Annotated in this window: 22 protein-coding genes; 12 read left to right on the top strand and 10 right to left on the bottom strand. The window is 70.9% G+C overall.

Annotation, left to right across the window (positions count from 1 at the left end; genetic code table 11):
- Positions 1 to 26: 26 nt before the first annotated feature.
- From catA to RCP80_RS17575, 4 genes are read left to right on the top strand one after another with little or no spacing between them, the layout of a single operon-like run.
- The gene (gene catA / locus RCP80_RS17590) at positions 27 to 893 is read left to right on the top strand and encodes a catechol 1,2-dioxygenase (RefSeq protein WP_308478897.1); all 867 of its coding nucleotides are present in this window, start codon (positions 27 to 29) and stop codon (positions 891 to 893) included.
- 1 nt (position 894) lies between these two features.
- A complete protein-coding gene (gene catC / locus RCP80_RS17585) occupies positions 895 to 1179 on the top strand; it encodes a muconolactone Delta-isomerase (RefSeq protein WP_308478896.1) in 285 nt (94 codons plus the stop codon).
- Positions 1180 to 1203: 24 nt separating this feature from the next.
- A complete protein-coding gene (aroQ, locus tag RCP80_RS17580; RefSeq protein WP_308478895.1) occupies positions 1204 to 1647 on the top strand; it encodes a type II 3-dehydroquinate dehydratase in 444 nt (147 codons plus the stop codon).
- On the top strand, positions 1644 to 2030 hold the full coding sequence (locus tag RCP80_RS17575; protein WP_308478894.1) for a hypothetical protein: 387 nt from the start codon (positions 1644 to 1646) through the stop codon (positions 2028 to 2030). Before aroQ ends, RCP80_RS17575 begins: the two co-directional genes overlap by 4 nt.
- Positions 2031 to 2040: 10 nt before the next feature.
- On the opposite strand, the gene RCP80_RS17570 is transcribed toward RCP80_RS17575, so the two are convergent.
- The 3 genes from RCP80_RS17570 to RCP80_RS17560 are packed head-to-tail and all read right to left on the bottom strand — an operon-like array spanning position 2041 to position 4231.
- Complete coding sequence (locus tag RCP80_RS17570; protein WP_308478893.1) at positions 2041 to 2520, bottom strand: GNAT family N-acetyltransferase; 480 nt, start codon at positions 2518 to 2520, stop codon at positions 2041 to 2043.
- Positions 2517 to 3626: an isochorismate synthase gene (locus tag RCP80_RS17565; RefSeq protein WP_308478892.1), complete on the bottom strand. Its 1110-nt coding sequence runs from the start codon at positions 3624 to 3626 to the stop codon at positions 2517 to 2519. Before RCP80_RS17565 ends, RCP80_RS17570 begins: the two co-directional genes overlap by 4 nt.
- Positions 3623 to 4231, bottom strand: a complete 609-nt coding sequence (locus RCP80_RS17560; RefSeq protein WP_308478891.1) for an acid phosphatase — start codon at positions 4229 to 4231, stop codon at positions 3623 to 3625. Before RCP80_RS17560 ends, RCP80_RS17565 begins: the two co-directional genes overlap by 4 nt.
- Positions 4232 to 4305: 74 nt before the next feature.
- Between RCP80_RS17560 and RCP80_RS17555 the strand changes: the two genes are divergently transcribed.
- Positions 4306 to 5121 carry a ParA family protein gene (locus tag RCP80_RS17555; protein ID WP_308478890.1) on the top strand — a complete coding sequence of 272 codons (816 nt, stop codon included), beginning with the start codon at positions 4306 to 4308 and terminating at the stop codon, positions 5119 to 5121.
- Here the strand turns inward: RCP80_RS17555 and RCP80_RS17550 are convergent.
- Both RCP80_RS17550 and RCP80_RS17545 read right to left on the bottom strand, forming a co-directional pair.
- Positions 5118 to 6368, bottom strand: coding sequence for an Rv3212 family protein (locus RCP80_RS17550; RefSeq protein ID WP_308478888.1), 1251 nt, complete (start codon positions 6366 to 6368; stop codon positions 5118 to 5120). The genes RCP80_RS17555 and RCP80_RS17550 overlap by 4 nt on opposite strands.
- 12 nt (positions 6369 to 6380) lie before the next feature.
- A complete protein-coding gene (locus tag RCP80_RS17545) occupies positions 6381 to 7955 on the bottom strand; it encodes a DEAD/DEAH box helicase (RefSeq protein WP_308478887.1) in 1575 nt (524 codons plus the stop codon).
- A gap of 289 nt (positions 7956 to 8244) precedes the next feature.
- Here RCP80_RS17545 and RCP80_RS17540 point away from each other — a divergent pair, with 289 nt between their 5' ends.
- On the top strand, positions 8245 to 8937 hold the full coding sequence (locus RCP80_RS17540) for a ferritin-like fold-containing protein (protein ID WP_308478886.1): 693 nt from the start codon (positions 8245 to 8247) through the stop codon (positions 8935 to 8937).
- Positions 8938 to 8999: 62 nt separating this feature from the next.
- Here the strand turns inward: RCP80_RS17540 and RCP80_RS17535 are convergent, their stop codons facing one another.
- A complete protein-coding gene (locus RCP80_RS17535) occupies positions 9000 to 9815 on the bottom strand; it encodes a hypothetical protein (RefSeq protein WP_308478885.1) in 816 nt (271 codons plus the stop codon).
- A 256-nt stretch (positions 9816 to 10071) separates the two neighbouring features.
- Between RCP80_RS17535 and RCP80_RS17530 the strand changes: the two genes are divergently transcribed.
- Entirely contained in the window at positions 10072 to 10338 is a 267-nt protein-coding gene (locus RCP80_RS17530) for a DUF3107 domain-containing protein (protein ID WP_308478884.1), read from the top strand.
- Here RCP80_RS17530 and RCP80_RS17525 read toward each other — a convergent pair.
- Positions 10335 to 11018: an HTH-type transcriptional activator FasR gene (locus RCP80_RS17525; protein ID WP_308478883.1), complete on the bottom strand. Its 684-nt coding sequence runs from the start codon at positions 11016 to 11018 to the stop codon at positions 10335 to 10337. The genes RCP80_RS17530 and RCP80_RS17525 overlap by 4 nt on opposite strands.
- A gap of 195 nt (positions 11019 to 11213) precedes the next feature.
- Here RCP80_RS17525 and RCP80_RS17520 point away from each other — a divergent pair, with 195 nt between their 5' ends.
- From RCP80_RS17520 to RCP80_RS17510, 3 genes are all read left to right on the top strand, one after another.
- A complete protein-coding gene (locus RCP80_RS17520) occupies positions 11214 to 12266 on the top strand; it encodes a DUF3152 domain-containing protein (RefSeq protein WP_308478882.1) in 1053 nt (350 codons plus the stop codon).
- A gap of 95 nt (positions 12267 to 12361) precedes the next feature.
- Positions 12362 to 13537 carry an adenylyltransferase/sulfurtransferase MoeZ gene (moeZ, locus tag RCP80_RS17515; protein ID WP_373693369.1) on the top strand — a complete coding sequence of 392 codons (1176 nt, stop codon included), beginning with the start codon at positions 12362 to 12364 and terminating at the stop codon, positions 13535 to 13537.
- A 68-nt stretch (positions 13538 to 13605) separates the two neighbouring features.
- Complete coding sequence (locus tag RCP80_RS17510) at positions 13606 to 14460, top strand: TIGR02569 family protein (protein ID WP_308478881.1); 855 nt, start codon at positions 13606 to 13608, stop codon at positions 14458 to 14460.
- Here RCP80_RS17510 and RCP80_RS17505 read toward each other — a convergent pair.
- Positions 14457 to 14762, bottom strand: coding sequence for an MGMT family protein (locus tag RCP80_RS17505; RefSeq protein WP_308478880.1), 306 nt, complete (start codon positions 14760 to 14762; stop codon positions 14457 to 14459). The genes RCP80_RS17510 and RCP80_RS17505 overlap by 4 nt on opposite strands.
- 2 nt (positions 14763 to 14764) lie before the next feature.
- Positions 14765 to 15538 (bottom strand): alpha/beta fold hydrolase, encoded by a 774-nt coding sequence (locus tag RCP80_RS17500; RefSeq protein WP_308478879.1) that lies wholly within the window; start codon positions 15536 to 15538, stop codon positions 14765 to 14767.
- A gap of 66 nt (positions 15539 to 15604) precedes the next feature.
- On the opposite strand from RCP80_RS17500, the gene RCP80_RS17495 reads away from it, so the two are divergent.
- Together RCP80_RS17495 and RCP80_RS17490 are read left to right on the top strand one after the other, a co-directional pair.
- Entirely contained in the window at positions 15605 to 18766 is a 3162-nt protein-coding gene (locus RCP80_RS17495) for an ATP-dependent helicase (RefSeq protein ID WP_308478878.1), read from the top strand.
- Positions 18703 to 22053, top strand: coding sequence for an ATP-dependent helicase (locus tag RCP80_RS17490; protein ID WP_373693541.1), 3351 nt, complete (start codon positions 18703 to 18705; stop codon positions 22051 to 22053). Before RCP80_RS17495 ends, RCP80_RS17490 begins: the two co-directional genes overlap by 64 nt.
- Here RCP80_RS17490 and RCP80_RS17485 read toward each other — a convergent pair.
- Entirely contained in the window at positions 22031 to 22408 is a 378-nt protein-coding gene (locus tag RCP80_RS17485) for a DoxX family protein (RefSeq protein WP_308478876.1), read from the bottom strand. The genes RCP80_RS17490 and RCP80_RS17485 overlap by 23 nt on opposite strands.
- Positions 22409 to 22434 lie beyond the last annotated feature (26 nt).

Genomic DNA, 22434 nt, shown 5'->3' with positions numbered 1-22434 from the left:
CGTGCTCGCCCAAAGGAGATAAGGAAATGACCACCATGCAATCCCCAGCAGAGCAGGCCTCGGCCGCCGCCTCCGGCGCCTCGGCCACCGAACGCTTCCACGCCGACAAGTCCCCGTTCGAAGCGGTCAAGGACACCCCACCCGAGCGGGTCGACATGCTCGCCCGCGAGGTCCTCGACGCCGTGCACGCGACGATCCGCAAGCACAAGGTGACCTACGCCGAGTACAACGCCCTCAAGGCGTGGCTCATCAACGTCGGCGAAGACGGCGAATGGCCGCTGTTCCTCGACGTCTGGGTCGAGCATGTCGTCGAGCAGGTGTCCACCGAGCACCGGCACGGCAACAAGGGCAGCATCGAAGGCCCGTACTACGTGCCGAATTCGCCGGAGCGCGGCGCCGTCGGCTCGGTCCCGATGCGCGAGAACGAGGCCGGCACGCCGCTGGTCTGGCATGGCCGGATCACCTCCACCGACGGAAAGCCGTTGGCGGGCAAGGTGGAACTGTGGCATGCCGATAGCGACGGCTTCTACTCCCAGTTCGCCCCCGGGTTGCCCGAGTGGAACCTGCGCGGCACGTTCTCCACCGGATCCGACGGCAACTTCCAGATCACCACGATCCGGCCCGCGCCCTATCAGATCCCCACCGACGGCTCCTGCGGCAAGCTGATCGCCGCGGCCGGCTGGCACGCCTGGCGCCCGGCACATCTCCACGTCAAGGTCTCGGCTCCCGGCCACGAATCGCTCACCGCGCAGCTGTATTTCCCCGGCGACCCGCACAACGAGGACGACATCGCCAGCGCCGTCAAGCCCGAACTCCTGCTGGACCCGCAGACACATCCCGACGGGCACGACGAGATGACGTACCGCTTCGTGCTCGATCCGGTGCAGGCCTGAGATGCGGTTTCTGGTGCGGATGGACGTGCACATCCCCGTCGACCTCGATCCGCAGCGACGCACCGACCTGGTGACCCGGGAGAAGCGCTACTCGCAGGACCTGCAGCGGTCCGGAAAGTGGCCGCACATCTGGCGCGTGGTGGGCGAGTACGCCAACTACTCGATCTTCGATGTCGAGTCCAATGACGAGTTGCACCAAATTCTTTCCGGTCTGCCGCTGTTCCCCTACATGAACATCCACGTCACCCCGCTGGCGGTGCACCCCTCGGACATCAACGCCGGCTGATACCCGTCGCGGTACCGTAGGCGCATGACCGAACGCCGTCTGTTGCTGCTCAACGGGCCGAACCTGAACCTGCTGGGGACCCGCGAACCGGAGATCTACGGGTCGACGACCTTGGCTCAGGTCGAGGAGAGCACCCGCGAGTTGGCCGCCGAGTTCGGCTTCGACCTGCGCGCGCTGCAGAGCAACGCCGAGGGCGCGCTGATCGACGCAATCCACGCGGCCCGCGTCGACTGCGCCGGCATCATCATCAATCCGGCGGCCTACTCGCACACGTCGGTGGCGATCGCCGACGCGCTGTCCGCGGTCGCGCTGCCGGTCGCCGAAGTGCATCTGAGCAATGTGGCACGCCGCGAGGCGTTCCGGCACCACTCGTATGTGTCGGCGGTCGCCGACGTCGTCATCGCCGGGGCGGGTCCGCTCGGCTACGCCTTCGCGGTGCGGTACCTGGCCGACCGGATCGTGTCGTGACACAGCCCCCGGCCGTGCGCTACGCGGGCTTCATCGTGCTCGCGGAGGGCGCCGCGGCGTTGCTCACCGCGGTGGTGCTGGTGATCCTGGCCGGCGGCGGCACCGACAAGCACACCGACGGATTCAACGCCTACGGCACCGCGGGCTGGTTCACGATCATGGGGCTCGGCGTGTTGGCCGGCGGCTGGGCGCTGGTCGACGACCGGCGCTGGGGCCGGGGGATCGCGGTGTTCGTCAATCTGCTGCTGTTGCCGGTGGCCTGGTATGTGTTCAGTTCCCATCAGGTGGTCTACGGCGTCCTGGTCGCGTTGGTGTCCCTGGCGGTGCTCGGGCTGCTGTTCAGCCCGTCGGCGCTGGAGTGGGCGGCGCGGGCGCGCGGCTGAGCCGGCCGGCTCAGGGCTGCGCCAGCCGCCGCAACGCGTCGCCGGACACGCGGTAACCGGTCCAATCCGTCTGGGGTTGGCCGCCGATGGCGTCGTAGAGGGCGATGGCGTCGACGTTCCAGTTCAGCACCGCCCAGGACAACCGGGTGTAGCCGCGTTCGACGCACACCCCGGCCAGCGTGGACAGCAGCGCGCGCGCCAGCCCGCGGCGCCGGTAGGCGGGCCGGACGAACAGATCCTCCAGGTGGATTCCGCCGACACCGTCCCAGGTGGAGAAGTTCACGAACCACACCGCGGTGGCCGCGGGCGCGCCGTCGATCTCGACGACGTGGGCATGAGCGATGGGCTCGGGACCGAACAACGCGGTGTGCAACTGGGCCTCGGTCACGGTGCAGTCCGCGCTGGCCTCCTCGAAGGCCGCCAGCTCGTAGATCATTTCGGTGATCGCGACCACGTCGGCCGGCTCGGCCCGGCGAATGCGTTGCGTCATAGCGTGACTCCCAGTCCGGCGAGGATGGTCTTGAACTTCGTGGTGGTCTCGGCGACCTCGTCGTCGGGATTGGATTCGGCCACGATGCCGCCGCCGGAGTGCGCCAACGCGCTGCGCCGGTCCGCCGACAGTTGCGCGCACCGGATCGAGACCACCCAGCGGCCGTCCCCGCGCGCGTCGCACCAGCCGGCCGCGCCCGCATAGAACCCGCGGTCGCCTTCGATCTCGCCGATCAGTGCCGTCGCCGCCGCGGTGGGTACCCCGCCCACCGCCGGCGTCGGCTGCAAAGCAAGCGCGAGATCCATTGCCGTGGTGCTACTTTCGCGCAGCCGGGCGGTGATCGGGGTGTTCAGGTGCCAGAGCGCGTCGGTGTGGTGCAACTCGGGTTCGTCGGCGATCTGCAGCTCCACGCACAGCGGCTCCAGCGCCGTGCGCATCACGTCGATCACCAGCTGATGCTCGTGGCGGTCCTTGGCCGACGCCACCAGCGCCGCCCCGTTGGCGCGGTCGACCGCCGGGTCGGCCGAGCGCGGCGCCGAACCGGCGAACGGCCGACACCGCACCACCTCGCCGGCGCGGGCCACCAGCAACTCGGGGGAGGCACCCACCAGTGTCACGCCCGCATACCGCGGGCCGGCCGGCGACAGATCCACCAGATACCCGTAGGCGCCGGGGTCGGCGGCCAGCAGCCGGCGCAACACCACCGACGGATCCCAGGGCGCGTCGGCGTGCAACCGCAGGGCGCGGGCCAGCACCACTTTGTGCAGACTCGATCCGTCGGCACGCAGCCGGGCCACCGCGGCGGCCACCCGGTCCCGGTGGGTGCCGGGATCGGGCTGCGGGCTGGCCTCGAGCAGTCGCGGCGGCGGCGGATCGGCCTGCCGGGGTGGGAGCAGCGGCTCTCGCGACAGCTGCTTCGGCGCGTGCAGGGCGGCCGCGCCGGTGGTGTCAAACGGCAACGCGCCCACCACGATCGGCACCTGACCGCGCTGCAGCGCGGCGCGGGCCTCGTCGATGTCGGCGAAGGCGGTACCGATGCCGTGGGCCGCCACGGTGCCGGTGGGTCCGCTCAACACGAATGACGGGCCACCGGCTGCGACCGTCACAGCGCCTCGGATTCCCGGTGCGCGGTCAGGCCCAGCGATTTCAGCTGCCGCAGACCGTAATCGAAACCGCACACCGCCAGCGACGCCGGGCCGAACCCGTACCGCGCCCCCTCGTGCAACGGCTGTTCGACCCAGCGGGTCACGACCGACCGGGAGAAGTGGCCGTGGCCGACGAACACCACGTCGTGGGCGGACAGCTGGTCGAGCGCCAGGCCGATCGCGGCGTCGGCGCGGGCGCTGACCTGTGCCACCGATTCGCCGCCGGGACAGCCATGCGTCCACAACAGCCACCCCGGCGCCTGCTTGCGGATCTCCCGGGTGGTCAGGCCCTCGTAACTGCCGTAGTCCCATTCGGCCAGGCCCGGGAGCACGTCGTCGACGGCCACCCCCGCGAGTTCGGCAGTGGCCAGGGCGCGGCGGCGGGGGCTGCTGAACACCAGCGCATCGCGCAGGTCCAGGTGGGCGATCGCGAGCGCGGCCAACCGGGCTTGCTCGCGACCCCGTTCGGTCAGGTCGAGGTCGGTCGTGCTGGTGTGCTGCCCCGACTTCGACCACTCGGTCTCGCCATGCCGCAGCAGAACCAGCCGATGCTCACCGACACTCACGGGTTTCGATTCTGCCCGACGAGCGCGGACCGGCCCCGGCGTGGTCCCGGTGCCGCCCGCCCCGCCATGACAGGATGGACGCTGTGGGGACTCAGGTACTGGCAGTGGCCAACCAGAAGGGTGGGGTGGCCAAGACGACGACGGTGGCATCGCTGGGGGCCGCGATGGCGGAGGCGGGTAAACGGGTTCTGCTCGTGGACCTGGATCCGCAGGGCTGTCTGACCTTCTCGCTGGGGCAGGACCCCGACAAGCTGCTCGTCTCGGTGCACGAGGTGTTGCTCGGCGACGTCGAACCGGGCGCCGCGTTGGTGCAGACCGCCGAGGGGATGACGCTGCTGCCCGCCAATATCGACCTGGCCGGCGCGGAGGCCATGCTGTTGATGCGGGCCGGGCGCGAATACGCGCTGAAGCGGGCGCTGACCAAGCTGGCCGACGGCCCCGACCCCTTCGATGTGGTGATCATCGATTGTCCGCCGTCGCTGGGGGTGCTCACCCTCAACGGGCTGACCGCGGCGGACGAGGTCATCGTCCCGTTGCAGTGCGAGACGTTGGCGCACCGCGGCGTGGGGCAGTTCCTGCGCACGGTCACCGACGTGCAGCAGATCACGAACCCGGATCTGAAGCTGCTCGGTGCTCTGCCGACGCTGTACGACGCGCGCACCACGCACAGCCGCGATGTGCTCTTCGATGTCGTCGACCGCTACGGGTTGCCGCTGCTCGCGCCTCCGATCCCGCGCACGGTCCGCTTCGCCGAAGCCACCGCCTCGGGTGCCTCGGTGATCGCCGGACGCAAGAACAAGGGTGCGGTCGCCTATCGGGAACTGGCCGGAGCGTTGCTCAAGCACTGGAAGACCGGCAAGAAGCCCGCGACGTTCACGCCGGAACTCTAGGCGTCCCCGCCCAGTGCGACCACGTGCCGGCCGCGCTGTTCCACCACGGTGGCGCCCACCACGTTGGGCACGATGACTCCGACGCCGGAGTCCATCGCCGGCCGATCGAGGGCGATGACGCGTTCGCGCTCGCCGGTTCCGGAGTCGTAGACCCCGATCCCGCCGGTGACGGGAACCAACAACTTGTCGGCCATCATGGTCGCGGGTCCCAGCGGCACCGCGGGATCGGTCGGATCGCCGGGTTCGACCGTGAACTTGTGGGTCAGCTGCTCGGCGTTGAACACCATCACCGCGGTCCCGGTCCACCAGGTGTACAGCTTGCCGGCCCGAGTCACGGTGTTCGCGGGATCTGCGGCCGACGGCGGTGCGGGCACCGGGGTGCTGGACACCTCGTTGCCGTTCTGGTCGACCACGGCGACGCGCGGCGCCGGGGTGGGCAGATACACCGCGGTGGTGGTGTCCGACACCACCAGCACCCGGGCCGTCGAATCGGGTGTCACCCCAGGCTGGGGGACATCGCGCTGGGCCGGCTCGTCGTCCTCGTCGCCCGGTTGCAGCAGGGTCAGCCGAACATCGGCCTCGCCGGTGCAGGCCTGCAGCAGCGAGACCGCCATCGCGCTGGCGGCCGCCGACAAGATCCGGCAGCCCTGGCCCACCCCGATCTGGTTGGGCTTGATCCGCGCGTCGACCTCGCCGAAGCCGATCATCCGGACCATGTCGGAGCGCCACAGCTCCAGCCGGCTGGCGCCGGTCGAGAGCACCACGGTGCCGTCGGAGGACAGCTGGACCCGGTCGTCGGCGTAGCCGGTGCGGGCCGGGCCGCGTTTGCCCGTCGCGGCGTCGACGGTGCTGACCTGACCGCAGCCGCGCCGATCCGGATACACCGCCACGGCGTACTGGTACACCCAGGTCAGGCCGCACAGCGGCCGATCGCGCGCATACGTCCAGCGGGGCTCACCGGTGATCGGGTCGCGGCCTTCGACGCTGCTGCCCGCCCCGGTCACCACGGTGCCGCCCGCGACCACGGGCAACGTGGTGGCCGGACTGGGCGCGCTCCACAACTGCCGAAGCGTGCGCGGGACCGCATCGGCGGGCGGGACGCTCTTGGCGGCGACGGCCGCGGGCCGGCTCAGCGTGGCACGCGCGTCGCTGGTCCACCAGATGGCCCCCGCGGCCACCGCGATGACCGCGGCAATCGCGACCGCGGCCACGATGTCGGCGCGCGTCCGGCGCTCCGGTTTGACCATGGATCGCGAGCGTCAGCCGGCGTTGACGGCCGATTCGGCGCCGGCCTTGCGCGGTCCGCGGCGCCGGCGACGCCGGGGCGCGCGGGTGGCGTCGTCGCCGTCGGCCGTGACGGTGTCGGACCCCTCCGGGCCCGACTCGCCGGCAGTGGCCCCCGCAGCAGGGCCGGCGTCGGACTGGCCGCCGCGGGTGCGTCGGCGCTGCCGATTGCGGCGCGGCTTTTCCGCGGTGGCCGAGTCGCTCTGACGTTCGGCGCGAGGCGGGCGGCTGCTGGTGCGCTTCTCGGCCGAGCGCAAGGTGCCGGTGGTGCCGGCCGGGATGCCCAGTTCCTCGTGCAGGTGCGGGGAACTCGAGTACGTCTCGGCGGGATCCGGAGAGTCCAAGCCCAACGCCTTGTCGATCATCGTCCAGCGGGGCAGCTCATCCCAGTCGACCAGCGTGACGGCGATGCCGGTCTTGCCGGCGCGCCCGGTGCGCCCGATGCGGTGCACATAGGCCTGCTCGTCGTCCGGGATCTGATAGTTGATGACGTGGGTGATGTTGTCGATGTCGATACCGCGGGCGGCGACATCGGTGGCGACCAGCACGTCGACGTCCCCGCCGCGGAAGCCCTTGAGCGCCTTCTCGCGGGCGATCTGGCCGAGGTCGCCGTGCACAGCGCCGACCCGGAACCCGCGTTCGGCGAGTTCGTCGGCCACCTTCTGCGCGGTGCGCTTGGTGCGGGTGAAGATCATGGTCGCGCCGCGGCCCTCGGCCTGCAGGATGCGGGCCACCATCTCGACCTTGTCGAGCGCGTGCGCGCGGTAGACGAACTGCTCGGTGCTGTCGTGCGTCTGCGACGACTGCGGGGACTCGGCCCGGATGTGGGTCGGCTGGTTCATGAACGTGCGTGCCAGCGTGATGATCGGATCCGGCATGGTGGCCGAGAACAGCATGGCCTGACGGCTGTCCGGGGTGAGCCGCAGGATGCGCTCGATGTCGGGCAGGAACCCCAGGTCGAGCATCTCGTCGGCCTCGTCGAGGACCAGCACCGAGAGTCCACCGAGCTGCAGGTGACCCTGCTGCGCGAGGTCCAGCAGCCGGCCCGGCGTCCCGACGACCACGTCGGCGCCGGCGCGCAGCGATTCGATCTGTGGCTCGTAGGGTCGACCGCCGTAGATCGAGACCACCGAGAGCGGCCGGGTGCCGTCGGCGGACAAATACTTGGCGGCGCCGGCGAGGTCGCCGAAGACCTGCAGACACAGCTCGCGGGTCGGGACCACGATGAGCGCGCGCGGCGCGCCGGTCAGTGGCCGCGTGGTATCGGTGGTGATGCTGTTGAGCAGGGGCACGCCGAAGGCATAGGTCTTACCCATGCCGGTGCGGGCCTGCCCGATGAGGTCGTCACCGGCCAGGGCCAGCGGCAGGGTCAGTTCCTGGATGGCGAAGGGGCGTTCGATGCCCTCTTCGGCGAGTGCGCGCACGATCTCGTCGCGGACACCGAGCTCGGCGAACGTCAGGGTTTCGGGTGCTTCAGGTGCTTCGGCGGGTGCTTCGGTGGCGGATTCGAGATCGGAATCAACGTCCACGTGGGTATCAGGATGAGTCATGAGGGAGGGGTAGGACCTTTCGGTGTTGTCTGCGAGTCACATGCCGAGGTTTCACTCGATCTCTGGTTCTCGTCGCGTCGTCCGCGCGCACGAGTCGTAGAGAAACAAACCCCGGTATCTCGCGACACCGAATTCGCCGGGCCCAGCGCGTGAAGGCGGGCCGTGCACGTGCACGCACATTTCCATGAGGGGCGGCCCGAAGGCACCCAACGCACGCCATTGTAGCTGCTCGCCGACATCGTCGGTGCCGGCGCGCTGCGACGGCGGCTCAGATGGATAAGGTGAGCGCATGAGTTCGACGCAGCCCGCGGCCGGAGAGCAGGCGCGAGCATCGAGGATCACCGCCGATCATCCGGGCGTCGACAAGCTTTTCGGCCTGCTCGCCTACGGCGAGGTGGCGGCCTTCTATCGGCTCACCGAAGAGGCCCGGATGGCGCCCAATCTGGCCGGGCGCATCAACATGGCGGCCATGGCGGCGGCCGAGATGGGGCACTACGAGCTACTCCGAAATGCGTTGGAGCGCAGAGGCGTCGACGTTATCTCGGCGATGTCGCAGTACGCCTCGACGCTCGAGGACTACCACAGCCTGACGACGCCGAGCACCTGGCTGGAGGCGTTGGTCAAGACCTACGTCGGGGATGCGCTGGCCGCCGACTTCTACCTCGAGATCACCGACGTGCTGCCCGCCGAGGTCGCCGACGTGGTGCGCGGTGTACTCGCCGAGACGGGCCACTCGCAGTTTGCCGTCGCCGAGGTGCGCGAGGCGGTCGCGGCCAGCGATGTGCACCGCAGCCGCCTGGCGCTGTGGTCGCGGCGGCTGCTCGGCGAGGCGATCACCCAGGCCCAGTATGTGCTGGCCGACCACGACGAACTCGTCGACCTGGTGGTCTCCAGCACCGACGGCCTCGGTCAGCTCACCGAGTTCTTCGACCGGTTGCAGCGCACCCACGCCGAGCGGATGGCGCATCTCGGCCTGGCCTGAGCGGCCGGTTCGACGAGCGGTGTAGTTCCGCGAGGAAGAGGCCGGGCGACAACTCGATCCGGCTACTTCGTGCAGGTCGTGATCAGCGTGTTGTTGTTCTGCGCGATCACGGTGGCGCCGTTTCCGTCGGTGATCACACAGTTGAGCCGGCCGGTGACGCTGGTGGCGGTGACCGACTGGGTCTGGACGCCGGGATTGAGGGCGACGGTCCGCGTCCACGGCAGGGCCGCGTTGATCTCGGTGCGGGGAAAGCCCTGCTCATCGGTGTAGATGATGGTCACCAGGTCGAACAGCTGACGCTCGCCGGTCACCGTGTAGGTGATGGTGCGATCCGCGGCGGGCGCCTCGGCCAGCGGCGGTGGCGGCGGCGCGGCCGGCGCGGGATGCACGGCCGACGGGGTCGGCGTGACGGTGACGACGGTCTCGGGCGCCAGGTCGGTCGCCGGTCCCGGCGCTGGGGTGGCGATCACGGTGCGCGGCGCGCGGGAGGTCGCCGGGGCGCTGTCCTGCGCGGGCGCGCTGACTTCGTTGGACTCGGTCGGCGACGTGGACGTGGCGCTGTCGTTGCCCAGCACAGTGGCGATCGCGACGACCACGATGAACAGCACCGCCGCGGCCGCGCCGGCGATCCAGCGCCAGCGGGTGTCGCGGTACTCGTAGCCGTCGTAGTCCTCGACGTCGATCAGCTCGGTGGCGTCGTTGTCGTACCCGCTGGAGTCGTACCCGCTGGAGTCGTACGGGCTCTCGTAGGACGGGCGGTCGTAGTCGCCGGCCGGGCTGTGCTCCCCGGTGCCGTGGTCTGTGGGGGCGTGGTCGCCGTCGTCTGCGTAGGTGTTACCGCCGCGCGAACGTCCGCCGCTCCAGTAGGGCCTGCTCATTGCGTCACCCTCCGTACCACCAAATCACTTTGATCACTCCCGTCACATCCTTCACGGATCGTATCGGTCCGGGGGCCGGTCGCAGGCGCACGGCGCAGGGTGTGTCGGAAACTCGGCCGATGTTCATCGGGGCAGGTCAGGACAATCGGCGCGGGGGCTTCGCTGACCGCGAACGCCTGGCGCGGCGCCGGTGGTGCCGCGTGCACTAGCCTTCGGGAGAGCATTTCGGCCCGAGATTTCAAGGAAGAGGTTCAGCGTGGAGGTCAAGATCGGTGTCACGGACAGTCCGCGTGAGCTCGTCTTCAACAGCTCGCAGGCACCGGAGGAGCTGGAGAAGCTGGTGACCGACGCCTTGGCCGACAGCGGCAAGGGTTCGGGCGTGCTGAGCCTGACCGACGACAAGGGCCGCAAGTTCCTGGTCCAGAGCGCCCGCGTGGCCTACGTGGAGTTGGGTCCGGCCGACGGCCGACGGGTGGGATTCGGCGTCGGGTCCGGTCCGATCACGCCACCGAAAACCGACTAGGTACGCGTCAGCGGCACATGTGACAGGCCGCCCCAGATGAACTGGACGGTGCCCTCCACGGCGTCGTCCTTCGAGATGGGGCGGTCGTTGTCCAGCCAGTAGCGGGCCGAGTCGACACTGATGCTGACCAGCCCGACCGCGATCATCCGGGCGCGGTGTGGGTCCAGCCCGGAGTCGTGGCTGATGAGGTCGAACACCGCGTCGGTGCAGGCCTCGGTCGCGACCTTCACCTGCGCGTTGACCTGCGCCTCGTTGGTGTAGTCGTTTTCGAAGATCAACCGGTAGCCCTGGCCGTCGTGCTCGATGAAGTCGAAGAACGCATGCACCGCCGCCCGGACGCGTTGCCGGTTGTCGGTCGTGGTGCGCAGCGCCTGCCGCACTCCGGACACCAGGTTCTCCACGTGGCGGGCCAGCACCGCCAGGTACAACTCGAGCTTGCTGGCGAAGTGTTGATAGAGCACCGGCTTGCTGACGCCGGCCCGGTCGGCGATCTCGTCCATGCCCGCGGCGTGGTAGCCGCGCTCGACGAACACCTCGCTGGCCGCGGCCAACAGTTGGAAACGGCGTTCGTCCCGGGGCAGTCGGTTACCTCGACGGTTGGGGTTGGGCGTGCCGGAAGTTCGGTTTGCATCGCCCGCTTTGGCGCCTCGCCGCTCGGCCGTGTTGGCGAGATCGCTCATCAGGTCCCTCTGTTTCGAAATCTTGACGCCGAGCCGTGTCGGCGTCGGGTACACGTTGGCACCCGCGGGCGGCGAGTGGTGGCTCGTCGACCCGACACTACTACTGTTCGATCGCCAAACCGCTGATAGGCACTCGTCGGCCCGCGCAGGGCGCGCCGGGAGCTTCTGAGCATCCGACTGTGCCATCCTGGGTCGGTGACCTACGACCCGGGGCGTCGCGGGGGGAGTCGTGTGCCCGTGCTGCGCAACGAGTGGCGCGAGCCGCTGCGCGCACAGCGCGACCCCCTGGCCGGCGACTCGGGCAGGCCCCGGTCCAACCGCGACGAACACCAGCACTGGCCCAAACAGTCCTGGTTGGGCCGCTTTGTCTCGACCTACGGCTGGCGCGCCTACGCGCTGCCGATCCTGGCGGTCATCACCGTGCTGGTGATCTATCAGACGATCACCGGAACCACCACGCCCGCACCGACTGCCAGCGAGCACGACACCGTGGAGGGCCCGCCGACCATCGGCGCCGGCGGCACGGCCATCGTCGGTGCGCCGCCACGCGGCCTCACCCAGTTCGACGCCAACCTGCCGACCGGCATTCTGCCGGAGGGCGGGCCGTTCACCCAGGCCGGTGCGCGGACCTGGCGGGTGGTGCCCGGCACGACGCCGCAGCTGGGGCAGGGCACCGCGAAGGTGTTCCGCTACACCGTGGAGATCGAGGACGGCGTCGACGCAACGACTTTCGGCGGCGACGACGCGTTCGCGCGGATGGTGGACCAGACCTTGGGCAACCCCAAGAGCTGGATTCACAACCCGCAGTTCGGGTTCGTCCGCGTCGACGCGGCCGGCCCGGAGCAGCCCGACTTCCGGGTGTCGCTGACCTCGCCGATGACCATCCGGGAGGGCTGCGGATACGAGATCCAGCTCGAGGCGTCCTGCTATAACCCGGCCTATCGGCCCGCCGGCGGCGGACCGCCCGAGCCGCGGGTGTTCATCAACGAGGCCCGCTGGGTCCGCGGCGCCGTGCCGTTCCAGGGCGACATCGGCTCGTATCGGCAGTATCTGCTCAACCATGAGGTCGGTCACGCGATCGGCTATCACCAGCACTCGGCGTGCGAGGAAAACGGTGCCCTGGCGCCGGTCATGATGCAGCAGACGTTCTCCACCTCCAACGCCGATGCCGCCAAGTTCGACCCGGAGTCCATCCAGCCGGACGACAAGACCTGCCGGTTCAACCCCTGGCCGTATCCGATCGCCTGAAACCGCCCGGCGGGTCGCCTACCGGGTTGGACCTTGGTGCGAATCGGGCGTGATTTGCGATAATCGAAGGTCGTCCCCGTCAGAGGAGATCGCTCGTGTCCACACTGCCCCCGTTGGTGGCACCGGCCGCCGAGCTGACCCGCGAGGAGATCGCGCGCTACAGCCGGCACCTGATCCTTCCCGACCTCGGCGTCGAGGGGCAGAAGCGGCTCAAGAACGCCCGAGTGCTGGTCATCGGCGGCGGCGGGCTGGGCTCGCCGACGCTGCTGTACCTGGCCGCGGCCGGGGTCGGCACGCTCGGGATCGTCGACTTCGACGTGGTCGACGAGTCCAACCTGCAACGGCAGATCATCCACGGCGTCAAGGACATCGGCCGCCCCAAGGCCGAGAGCGCCCGCGACTCCATCCTGGAGATCAACCCGCTGGTCCAGGTGGTCCTGCATGAGATCCGGCTGTCGCCCGACAACGCCGTCGAACTGTTCTCCCAGTACGACCTGATCCTGGACGGCACCGACAACTTCGCGACCCGCTACCTGGTCAACGACGCCGCCGCGCTGGCCGGCAAACCCTATGTCTGGGGATCCATCTTCCGCTTCGAGGGCCAGATCTCGGTGTTCTGGGAGGACGCCCCGAACGGGCTGGGCCTGAACTATCGCGACCTGTACCCCGAACCGCCGCCGCCGGGCCTGGTCCCGTCCTGCGCCGAGGGCGGCGTGCTGGGCATCCTGTGCGCCTCGGTCGGCGCGGTGATGGGCACCGAGGCCATCAAGCTGATCACCGGGATGGGGGAGTCGCTGCTGGGCCGGCTGCTGATGTACAACGCGCTGGAGATGAGCTACCGCACCATCACGATCCGCAAGGATCCGGCCACGCCCAAGATCACCGAGCTGATCGACTACGACGTGTTCTGCGGCATCGCCCCGCAGCCGGCCGCCGACGCCACCCGGGACTCGACGATCACGCCGCGGGAACTGCGCGAGCTGCTTGACGCCGGGAAGAACCTGGTGCTCGTCGATGTGCGGGAGCCCGTTGAATGGGAGATCAACCACATCGCCGGCGCGCGGCTGATCCCGAAGTCGACGCTGGAATCCGGTGCCGGGCTTGCCAACTTGCCGCACGACCGGTTCGCGGTGCTGTACTGCAAGACCGGGGTGCGCTCGGCCGAGGCGTTGGCGACGGTGCGAAAGGCCGGCTTCACCGACGCGGTGCATCTGCAGGGCGGCATCGCCGCCTGGGCCGAACAGTACGAACCCGACATGGCGATGTACTGAACCGTCGAATTCCGCGACACAGCTGGTCAGCGTCCGTTGTGCGGGCCATCCGCCTATAGGGTGGCGGTGTGACCGCCGATCGACCGCCCCAGCATGTCTTGACGGCGTTTGGTCTGAGCGGGGTCGAACCCACGCCGCTCGGGGCAGGCTGGGAGGGCGGCTGGCGCAGCGGCGAGGTGGTGTTGTCGATGGTCGCCGACCACGCCCGGGCGGCCTGGTCGGCCAAGGTGCGCGAGACGTTGTTCGTCGACGGGGTGCGCCTGGCGCGGCCGGTCCGCTCCACCGACGGCCGCTATGTCGTCTCGGGCTGGCGGGCCGACACCTTCGTGGCGGGCACCCCGGAACCGCGCCACGACGAGGTGGTCTCCGCCGCGGTGCGGCTGCACGAGGCCACCGCGAAGCTGGAGCGGCCCCGATTCCTCACCCAGCCGCCGATCGCGCCGTGGGCCGACGTCGACGTGTTCATCGCGGCCGACCGCGCCGCCTGGGAGGAACGCCCGCTGCATTCGCTGCCGTCGGAGGCTCGGGTGGCACCCGGCTCGGCCGACGGCCAACGCTCCGTGGATCTGCTCAACCAGCTCGCCGAGTTGCGCAAACCCACCAAGAGCCCCAATCAGCTGGTGCACGGCGATCTTTACGGGACGGTGCTGTTCGCCGGTACGGCGGCGCCCGGCATCACCGACATCACGCCGTACTGGCGGCCGCCGTCGTGGGCCGCCGGTGTCGTCGTCGTCGACGCGTTGGCGTGGGGTGACGCCGACGACGGCCTCATCGAACGCTGGAATGCACTGCCGGAGTGGCCGCAGATGTTGTTGCGCGCGTTGATGTTCCGCCTCGCGGTGCACGCCTTGCACCCGCGTTCGACGGCGGCGGCCTTCCCCGGTTTGGCGCGCACCGCGGCCTTGGTGCGGCTGGCACTCTAAAACGTGTGGCGCGCGGAGTCCTTGCCGCGCAGGGGCACTCGACCGTCGACGGCCAGCACCCCCTCGGCGCGCAGCAACTCCAGCTGGCGGGTGCGCAGCTGCGGCGCCGGTCGGCCCGAGGCGGCGATCACCCGATGCCACGGTAGGTCGGCGGCGTCGGTGCGCATGATCCAGCCGGTGATGCGGGGGCTGGAAAGTCCCGCCGCAGCTGCGATGTCACCGTAGGTGGCGACCCGGCCGACCGGGATCGAGGCCACCAGCGCCCGGACCCGCTCCACTTGTTCATCGGTCACGGCGGCCATCTTCAGCCCTGGAGTGCGGCCCGGATGAGCGCGGCCGTCTCGGCGGGCCGGGCGTGCGGAATCATGTGGTTGCAATCGAATTCGGTGACCGTCAACGCTGCCCCGAGGCGGCCCCGCAACGCGGCGAGGAACTCGGCGTTGACGTACGGCGGTCGGGTGCGGCCGGCCCGCACCACGGTGACGGCCATCGGGTCGGCCGGCACCACGATGTCGCGGGCCAGCTCGCTCCAGTAGGACAGCATCGCCGGGATGCAGAGGCGCCATCCCACCCGGCCGTTGGGCAGTGTGATCAGATGTTCGTCCAGCTCGGCGTCGAGTTGGGCGTCGTCGACATCGCCCCACGAGCCGTGGCTCTTCTCGTTGCGGGCCTCGGCGCGGTCGGTGTAATCGGGTGCGGCGAACATCGCCTCGGCGATGTCGCGCATCCAGTCCCCATCGAGTCCGACGGCCGGGTCCAGCAGCACCAGCGCCGAGACCAGATCGGGTCGGGTGGCCGCCAGGTTGAGGGCGATCGCGGCGCCGAACGAATGTGCGGCCACCACCACCGGGCCCTCGAGCAGCGCCGCCAGCGCCGCCACGTTCGCGTCGATGGTCCACGGCGCCGCCCACGACGAGCGGCCGTGCCCGAGCAGATCCGGCGCGGCCACCGCAACATCGGGCAGGTGGGTCTGCGCCAGGTGTTGCCAGCGTTGGCCGTGGCCCGTCAGGCCGTGCAGGGCGAGCACCTGCGGGGCGCCGGCCGGTCCGTAACGATGCACATGAAGGGGTTCGGGCACGCCCTCGATCGTGCCAGGTGGGCCCGGCCGGGCCGGAATGTCATACCCCGGTGGTGTCATGTCGGCATGGCTACCCCGCACACCGCGTCCGCGGCTTCTGCGCGTTCCGAGTTCCTCGACCCGGCGCTGCGCGGCACCTTTCGCGTCCTGGGTGGTGCGGGGACGGGCACCTCCAGCCTGCTCATCGAGGTGGCCACCGCGCGGATCGCGGCCGGCGCCGACCCGGAATCGGTTCTGCTGCTTACCGGTTCGGGCCGGGTCAGTGGCCGCGTCCGCAGCGCCCTGACCGCGGCGTTGCTGACCGCCGGCGGCGCCGGGGCGGGCCCGGCCGTGGTACGCCAACCGCTGGTGCGCTCGGTGCACGCCTACGCGTTCGCGGTGCTGCGATCGGCGGCCCAGCGGGTCGGGGATCCGCCGCCGCGGTTGATCACCGGCGCCGAGCAGGACGGGGTGATCCGGGAACTGCTCGCCGGTGATCTCGAGGACGGCGCCGAGCACTGGCCGCCGGAGTTGCACGCGGCGCTGGGCACCGCGGGCTTCGCCACCGAACTGCGTGACCTGCTGGCGCGCTGCACCGAACGCGGCATCGACCCGCTGCGGTTGCAGCGGCTCGGCAGGTCCGCGCGCCGCCCCGAGTGGACCGCGGCGGGGCGGTTCGCCCAGCAGTACGAGCACGTGATGCTGCTGCGTTCGGCGGTGGGCACCGCGGCGCCGCAGGCCAGCGTCCCGGCGTTGGGCGCGGCCGAACTGGTCGGAGCGGCGCTGGAGGCCTTCGGCGTCGACCCGGAGTTGTTGGCCGCCGAACGTGCCCGGGTGCGGGTGCTGCTGGTCGACGACGCCCAGCACCTCGACCCGCAGACCGCGCGACTGGTCCGGATGCTGGCCGCCGGGGCCGACCTCGCCGTCGTTGCCGGCGACCCGAATCAGGCGGCCTTCGGCTTCCGGGGCGCCGACCCCGCGTTGCTGCTCGAGGACGCCTGGCCCGCCGTGACGTTGGTGGACTCGCACCGGTGCACCGCCCCCGTCAGCGCCGTGCTGACGGGGCTGGCCGGGCTGCTGCCCGGCGCCGGCCCGGCCCGCGAAGTCCGCAGCGCCCGTACCGATTCCGGGGTCGTGACGGCGACCCTGGCGGCCTCGGAGCACGCCGAGGCGACGCTGATCGCCGACACCCTGCGCCGCACCCACCTCATCGACGGCGTGCCCTGGTCACAGATGGCCGTCATCGTGCGGTCGGTGTCGGGCATCGGCACGGCCCTGCCGCGCATCCTGCGCGCGGCCGGGGTACCGGTGGCCGACCCTGCCGCGCATCCGCCGCTGGCGGCCAACGCCACGGTCCGGGCGCTGCTCACGGTGCTGGCGGCCACGGTCGACGGATTGACCGCCGAGCAGGCCCGCGGGCTGTTGACCGGACCCATCGGCCGGGTGGACCCGGTGTCGCTGCGGCAGTTGCGACGCGCATTGCGACGCCAATCGGTGACCGCGGTGGACTTCGGTGACCTGCTCATCGCGACCCTGCGCGACGGCGTTCCGGACGCATTGGCGCCCGCGCACGCTCGGCCGCTGCGCCGGGTGAAGGCCGTACTCGACGCCGCGGCGGCCGGCGTGGCCGCCCAGGCCGATCCGCGTTCGGTGCTCTGGCAGGCCTGGCAGCGCAGCGGCCTGCAACGCCGACTGGGCCACGCGGCCGAGCGGGGCGGGGAGAGCGCCCGTCGCGCCCACGCGGACCTCGACGCGGTGCTCGCGTTGTTCGACGTCGCCGACCAGTACGTGTCCCGCACCGCCGGCGCCACGGTGTCGGGCCTGGCCGAACACGTCTGGGCACTGCAGCTGCCCACCCCGGCCGTCGAGCCCGCGACGCCCGTCGAGGCGGTGCCGATCCTGAGTCCGCACCAGGCGCTGGACCGGGACTGGGACACCGTGGTCATCGCGGGACTACAGGAAGGGTTGTGGCCCAACACGGTTCCGCGCGGCGGGGTGCTCGATACCCAGCGCCTGCTCGATGTGCTGGCCGGCATCGGGGCCGATGCCTGCGACCGGTCGCCGCTGATCGCCGAGGAACGACGGCTGTTGATCACCGCGGTGGGCCGGGCACGGCGGCGGCTGACCGTCACCGCGGTCGACGGGTCGGCCACCGATTCCGACGACGGTCTGCGGGTGCCGTCACCGTTCTTCTACGACATCGCACGCCTGGCCACCGGCGACGACGGCACGGATCAGGTGCTGCCGCCGGTGGTCGCCCCCCCGGTACTGTCCGCGTCCTCGGTGGTGGGCCGGCTGCGCGCGGTGGTCTGCGCGCCCGACGGCGTGGTCGACGATGCTGAACGTTCGTGCGCGGCAGCACAATTGGCCCGGCTCGCCAACGCCGGGGTGCCCGGTGCGCATCCCGCCGAGTGGCAGGCCATGATTCCGGTCAGCACCACCGCACCGCTGTGGCAGCACCCCGGGCCCGGTGCGGACGCCCCCACTGTCTCGATGTCCCCGTCGACGCTGCAGCTCGTGCAGGACTGTCCGCTGCGCTGGCTGATGGAGCGCCACGGCGGCTCGAACGCCCGCGAACTGCGGTCGGCGCTCGGCACGGTGGTGCACGCGTTGATCGCGCAGCCCGGCGCGGACGAGGCCGCGATGCTGACTCGCCTCGAGCAGGTCTGGGACGGGTTGCCGTTCGAATCGCGGTGGTACGCCCACAATGAGCTGCAGCGCCACCGCGCGATGGTCGAGACCTTCGCGCGCTGGCGGGAGGAATCGCGACCGGAGTTGACCGAGGTGGGCACCGAGGTCGAGGTCGACGGGGTGCTGCCGGCGCCGGATCCGACGCTGCCGGCCGTGCGGGTGCGCGGGCGCATCGACCGGCTCGAGCGCGACGCCGAGGACCGCCTGGTGATCGTGGACCTCAAGACCGGCAAGAGTCCGGTCAGCAAGGAGGACGCGCAGCGACACGCGCAGTTGGCGGCCTATCAGCTCGCGGTCGCCCAGGGTCTGCTTCCGCAGGGCTCCGAGCCGGGCGGCGGCAAGCTCGTCTACCTCGGCAAACCGGGTGCATCCGGGGCCACCCAGCGCGACCAGGATCCAATGACGCGGGAGTTCCGGCAAGAATGGCGCGCGGAGATGCACCGGGCCGCCGCCGAAACCGCCGGCCCCGAGTTCCGCGCCCGCGTCAACAGCGGCTGCACGCACTGCCCGGTGCGTCCCAGCTGCCCGGCCCACCACCGACCCCAGGAGGGTTCGTGACCCAACCGGCACCGAAGTACAGCCCCGCCGACCTGTCGGCGGCGCTGGGCCTGCATCCACCGACCGACGAGCAGGCCGCGGTCATCGCCGCGCCGCCGGGACCGCTGGTGGTCGTGGCCGGCGCCGGCGCCGGCAAGACCGAGACGATGGCGGCCCGGGTGGTGTGGTTGGTGGCCAACGGTTTCGCGACCCCCGGACAAGTGCTCGGCCTGACATTCACCCGCAAGGCCGCCGGCCAGCTGCTGCGCCGGGTCCGTTCCCGGCTGGCGCGGCTGGCCGGGGTCGGCCTGGCGCCGGCGGAGACCGGTGCCGCGGCGGGCGAGCCGGCCGCCGTCACGGTCAGCACCTACCATGCGTTCGCCGGGACGCTGCTGCGGGAGCACGGCCTGCTGCTGCCGGTCGAGCCGGACACCCGGTTGCTCAGCGAAACCGAGTTGTGGCAGCTGGCATTCGATGTGGTCAACCGCTACCCGGACGAACTGATCACCGAGAAGAACCCGGCCGACGTCACCCGCATGGTGCTGCGGCTGTCCAATCAGTTGGCCGAACACCTGGTCAGCACCGAGCAGCTGCGCGATACCCACCTCGAGCTGGAACGGCTCGTGCACACGTTGCCGGCCGGTCCGAACCAACGCGATCGGGGCCCCAACCAGTGGCTGCTCCGCATGCTGGCGACCCAGACCGAACGCAGCGAGTTCGTCCCGCTCATCGACGCCTTGCACGAGCGGCTGCGGGTCGAGAAGGCGATGGACTTCGGCATGCAGATGGCGGCCGCGGCCCGGTTGGCGACCGAGTGCCCCACGGTGGGGGAGCAACTGCGCCAACAGTTTCGGGTGGTGCTGCTCGACGAGTATCAGGACACCGGCCACACCCAGCGCATCGCGCTGTCGGCGCTGTTCGGCGGTGGCGCAGACGACGGGCTGGCGTTGACCGCGGTCGGCGACCCCATTCAGTCCATCTACGGCTGGCGCGGCGCCTCGGCCACCAACCTGCCGCTGTTCACCACCGACTTCCCGCGCGCGGACGGCACGCCGGCCCCGACCCTGGAATTGCGCACCAGCTGGCGGAATCCGCCGAGCACGCTGCAGGTGGCCAATGCGGTCTCGGCGGAGGCGCGACGGCGCTCGGTCGCGGTGCGCGAACTGCGGGCGCGACCGGGAGCCGAATCGGGCACCGTGAAATGCGCGCTGCTCACCGACGTGGCACTGGAACGTGACTGGGTCGCCGACGCGATGGTCGAATACTTCCGGGCGGCCGCCGAGACCTCGGATCAGCCGCCGACGGCCGCGGTGCTGGTGCGCCGCAACGCCGACGCCGCGCCGATGGCCGAGGCGTTGCGGGCGCGCGGACTGCCGGTGGAAGTGGTGGGCCTGGCGGGGTTGCTGGCCATCGACGAGGTGGCCGACGTGGTCGCGATGCTGCGGCTGATCGCCGACCCCACGGCCGGTGCGGCGGCCATGCGGGTGCTGACCGGGCCGCGGTGGCGCCTCGGCGCCGGGGACCTCACGGCGTTGTGGCGACGGGCCCGCGAACTCGACGAGGGCGCGGCGATGAGCTCCGACCCCGAGCAGATCGTCGCGCAGTTGTCCCCGGATGCGGACACCGCCTGCCTGGCGGACGCCATCTGCGATCCGGGTCCGGCGGCGGCGTATTCGACGGCGGGCTACACCCGCATCTGCGCGCTGGCCGAGGAGCTGACGATGCTGCGCGGCCAACTCGACCGCCCGGTGCCGGACCTGGTGGCCGAGGTGCGCCGAGTCCTGGGCGCCGACACCGAGGCGACCGCGCGCGCCGCGCCGCGCGACGGGTCGACCGGCGCGGAACAACTCGATGCCTTCGCCGACGTGGTGGACAGTTATGCGGCTCGAACCATGCTGGGCAACAACGATATCCACGGCCTACTCGGATACCTGGAGGTCGCCGAGACGGTGGAGAACGGCCTGGCGCCGGCCGAGGTCAGCGTCGCGCAGGACCGCGTGCAGATCCTCACCGTGCACGCGGCCAAGGGGCTGGAATGGCAGATCGTGGCGGTCCCGCACCTATCCGCCCGGGTGTTTCCGTCCACGGCCAACACCCGGACGTGGCTCACCGATGCGGCGGATCTGCCGCCGCTGCTGCGCGGCGACCGCGCCGATCTGGGGGCGCACGGGGTGCCGCTGCTGGACACCTCGACGGTGACCGATCGAAAGCAGTTGTCGGACACCATCAACGCCCACCGCGCCCAACTCGAGCAGCGACGCATCGACGAGGAACGCCGGCTGCTCTACGTCGCCATCACCCGTTCGGAGGACACCCTGCTGTTGTCGGGGCATCACTGGGGCGCCACCGAAACCAAGCCGCGCGGTCCGTCGGATTTCCTGGTCGAACTCCGGGACATCATCGAGGCCGCCGCGGCCGACGGCCGGCCCTGCGGTGTGGTGGAACAATGGGCCGACGAGCCCGCCCCGGGTGAGCAGAACCCCCTGCGGGACGACGTGATCGAAGCGTCCTGGCCCGCGGCGCCCGCGCCCGGCACCCACCAGCGCCTGCAGCGTGGGGCGGCACTGGTCGCCGCGGCGATGCGCGCCGACGCCGACGCCGACGCCGATCCGTTCGGCTGGGCGGCCGACGTCGACGCGCTGCTGGCCGAACGCCTCGCCCCGCCCGCCGCGGCGCCGGCGGCGCTGCCCGCGCAACTGTCGGTCAGCGCGCTGGTCGAACTCGGCAAGGACCCGGCCGGGACGGCGGCGCGGTTGGCGCGCCGCACACCGGTGCGGCCCGACCCGCAGGCCCTGCTGGGCACGGCGTTTCACGACTGGGTGCAGCGGTTCTACGGCGCGGACCGGCTTTTCGACCTCGACGACCTGCCCGGGGCCGTCGACGGAAACCAGCGCAGCGCCGACGCCGAGGCGCTGTCGGATCTGCAGGCCTCGTTCATGGCTTCGCGCTGGGCCGCGCGCACCCCGGTGGACATCGAAGTGCCGTTCGAGATGATGATCGGCGGCCGGGTGATCCGGGGCCGCATCGACGCGGTCTTCGCCGACGACGACGGCGGCTTCACCGTGGTGGACTGGAAAACCGGTGAGCCGCCGGCCGACACGGCGGCCGAACGCGCCGCCGCGATCCAGCTGGCCGTCTACCGCATCGCCTGGGCCGGCCTGCGGGGCTGCCCGGCGGCCGCGGTGCGGGGAGCGTTCCACTACGTGCGCGGCGGACGGACGGTCGAACCGGCGCAGCTGCCGAGCGCCGAGGAACTCGCCGAACTGCTGGTGCTCGAGGAGTCGGCTAGGACAGCCGACGGATCTTGAGCGCCTCGGTGATCATCGGGACCTGCAGCGGGAGCCGGGCCAGCGCGCCCAGGCGCATCGGCCAACCCTTGGCCCACCACAACCGGACCATGTTCAGGTTGCCGGGGAAGACGCCGATGAACAGCGCCACCGCCGCGGTCGCGCCGAGGCGCCGGGTGGCCGGTGCCGCCAGCATGCCCGCGGTCACCAGTTCCGCGACTCCCGAGGCGTAGGTGTAGGCGCGGGGGCTGCCGGGCAGCTCGGCAGGGATGATCGAGTCGAACGGTTTGGGAGCCACGAAGTGCAGAACACCGATTCCGCCCAGCAGGGCGGCCATCCGGTAGGCCGAGCGTTGCGCGGGATCAGTCGGGGTCATGGTTACATGATGGCGTGCGACTCGCA

It is taken from the genome of Mycolicibacterium sp. MU0053, assembly GCF_963378095.1.
Lineage (GTDB): Bacteria > Actinomycetota > Actinomycetes > Mycobacteriales > Mycobacteriaceae > Mycobacterium > Mycobacterium burgundiense.
The sequence above is the reverse complement of the archived record's forward strand: the minus strand, read 5'-3'. Positions and strand labels throughout refer to the sequence as shown.

Bases quoted from the DNA above. Each gene is read 5' to 3' on its own strand.
- catC (WP_308478896.1), top strand. From the start codon at position 895: ATGCGGTTTCTGGTGCGGATGGACGTGCACATCCCCGTCGACCTCGAT.
- RCP80_RS17540 (WP_308478886.1), top strand. From the start codon at position 8,245: ATGAGTTCGACGCAGCCCGCGGCCGGAGAGCAGGCGCGAGCATCGAGG.
- RCP80_RS17545 (WP_308478887.1), bottom strand. From the start codon at position 7,955: ATGACTCATCCTGATACCCACGTGGACGTTGATTCCGATCTCGAATCC.
- aroQ (WP_308478895.1), top strand. From the start codon at position 1,204: ATGACCGAACGCCGTCTGTTGCTGCTCAACGGGCCGAACCTGAACCTG.
- RCP80_RS17570 (WP_308478893.1), bottom strand. From the start codon at position 2,520: ATGACGCAACGCATTCGCCGGGCCGAGCCGGCCGACGTGGTCGCGATC.
- RCP80_RS17495 (WP_308478878.1), top strand. From the start codon at position 15,605: ATGGCTACCCCGCACACCGCGTCCGCGGCTTCTGCGCGTTCCGAGTTC.
- RCP80_RS17535 (WP_308478885.1), bottom strand. From the start codon at position 9,815: ATGAGCAGGCCCTACTGGAGCGGCGGACGTTCGCGCGGCGGTAACACC.
- RCP80_RS17555 (WP_308478890.1), top strand. From the start codon at position 4,306: ATGGACGCTGTGGGGACTCAGGTACTGGCAGTGGCCAACCAGAAGGGT.
- catA (WP_308478897.1), top strand. From the start codon at position 27: ATGACCACCATGCAATCCCCAGCAGAGCAGGCCTCGGCCGCCGCCTCC.
- RCP80_RS17550 (WP_308478888.1), bottom strand. From the start codon at position 6,368: ATGGTCAAACCGGAGCGCCGGACGCGCGCCGACATCGTGGCCGCGGTC.
- RCP80_RS17485 (WP_308478876.1), bottom strand. From the start codon at position 22,408: ATGACCCCGACTGATCCCGCGCAACGCTCGGCCTACCGGATGGCCGCC.
- RCP80_RS17505 (WP_308478880.1), bottom strand. From the start codon at position 14,762: ATGGCCGCCGTGACCGATGAACAAGTGGAGCGGGTCCGGGCGCTGGTG.
- RCP80_RS17525 (WP_308478883.1), bottom strand. From the start codon at position 11,018: ATGAGCGATCTCGCCAACACGGCCGAGCGGCGAGGCGCCAAAGCGGGC.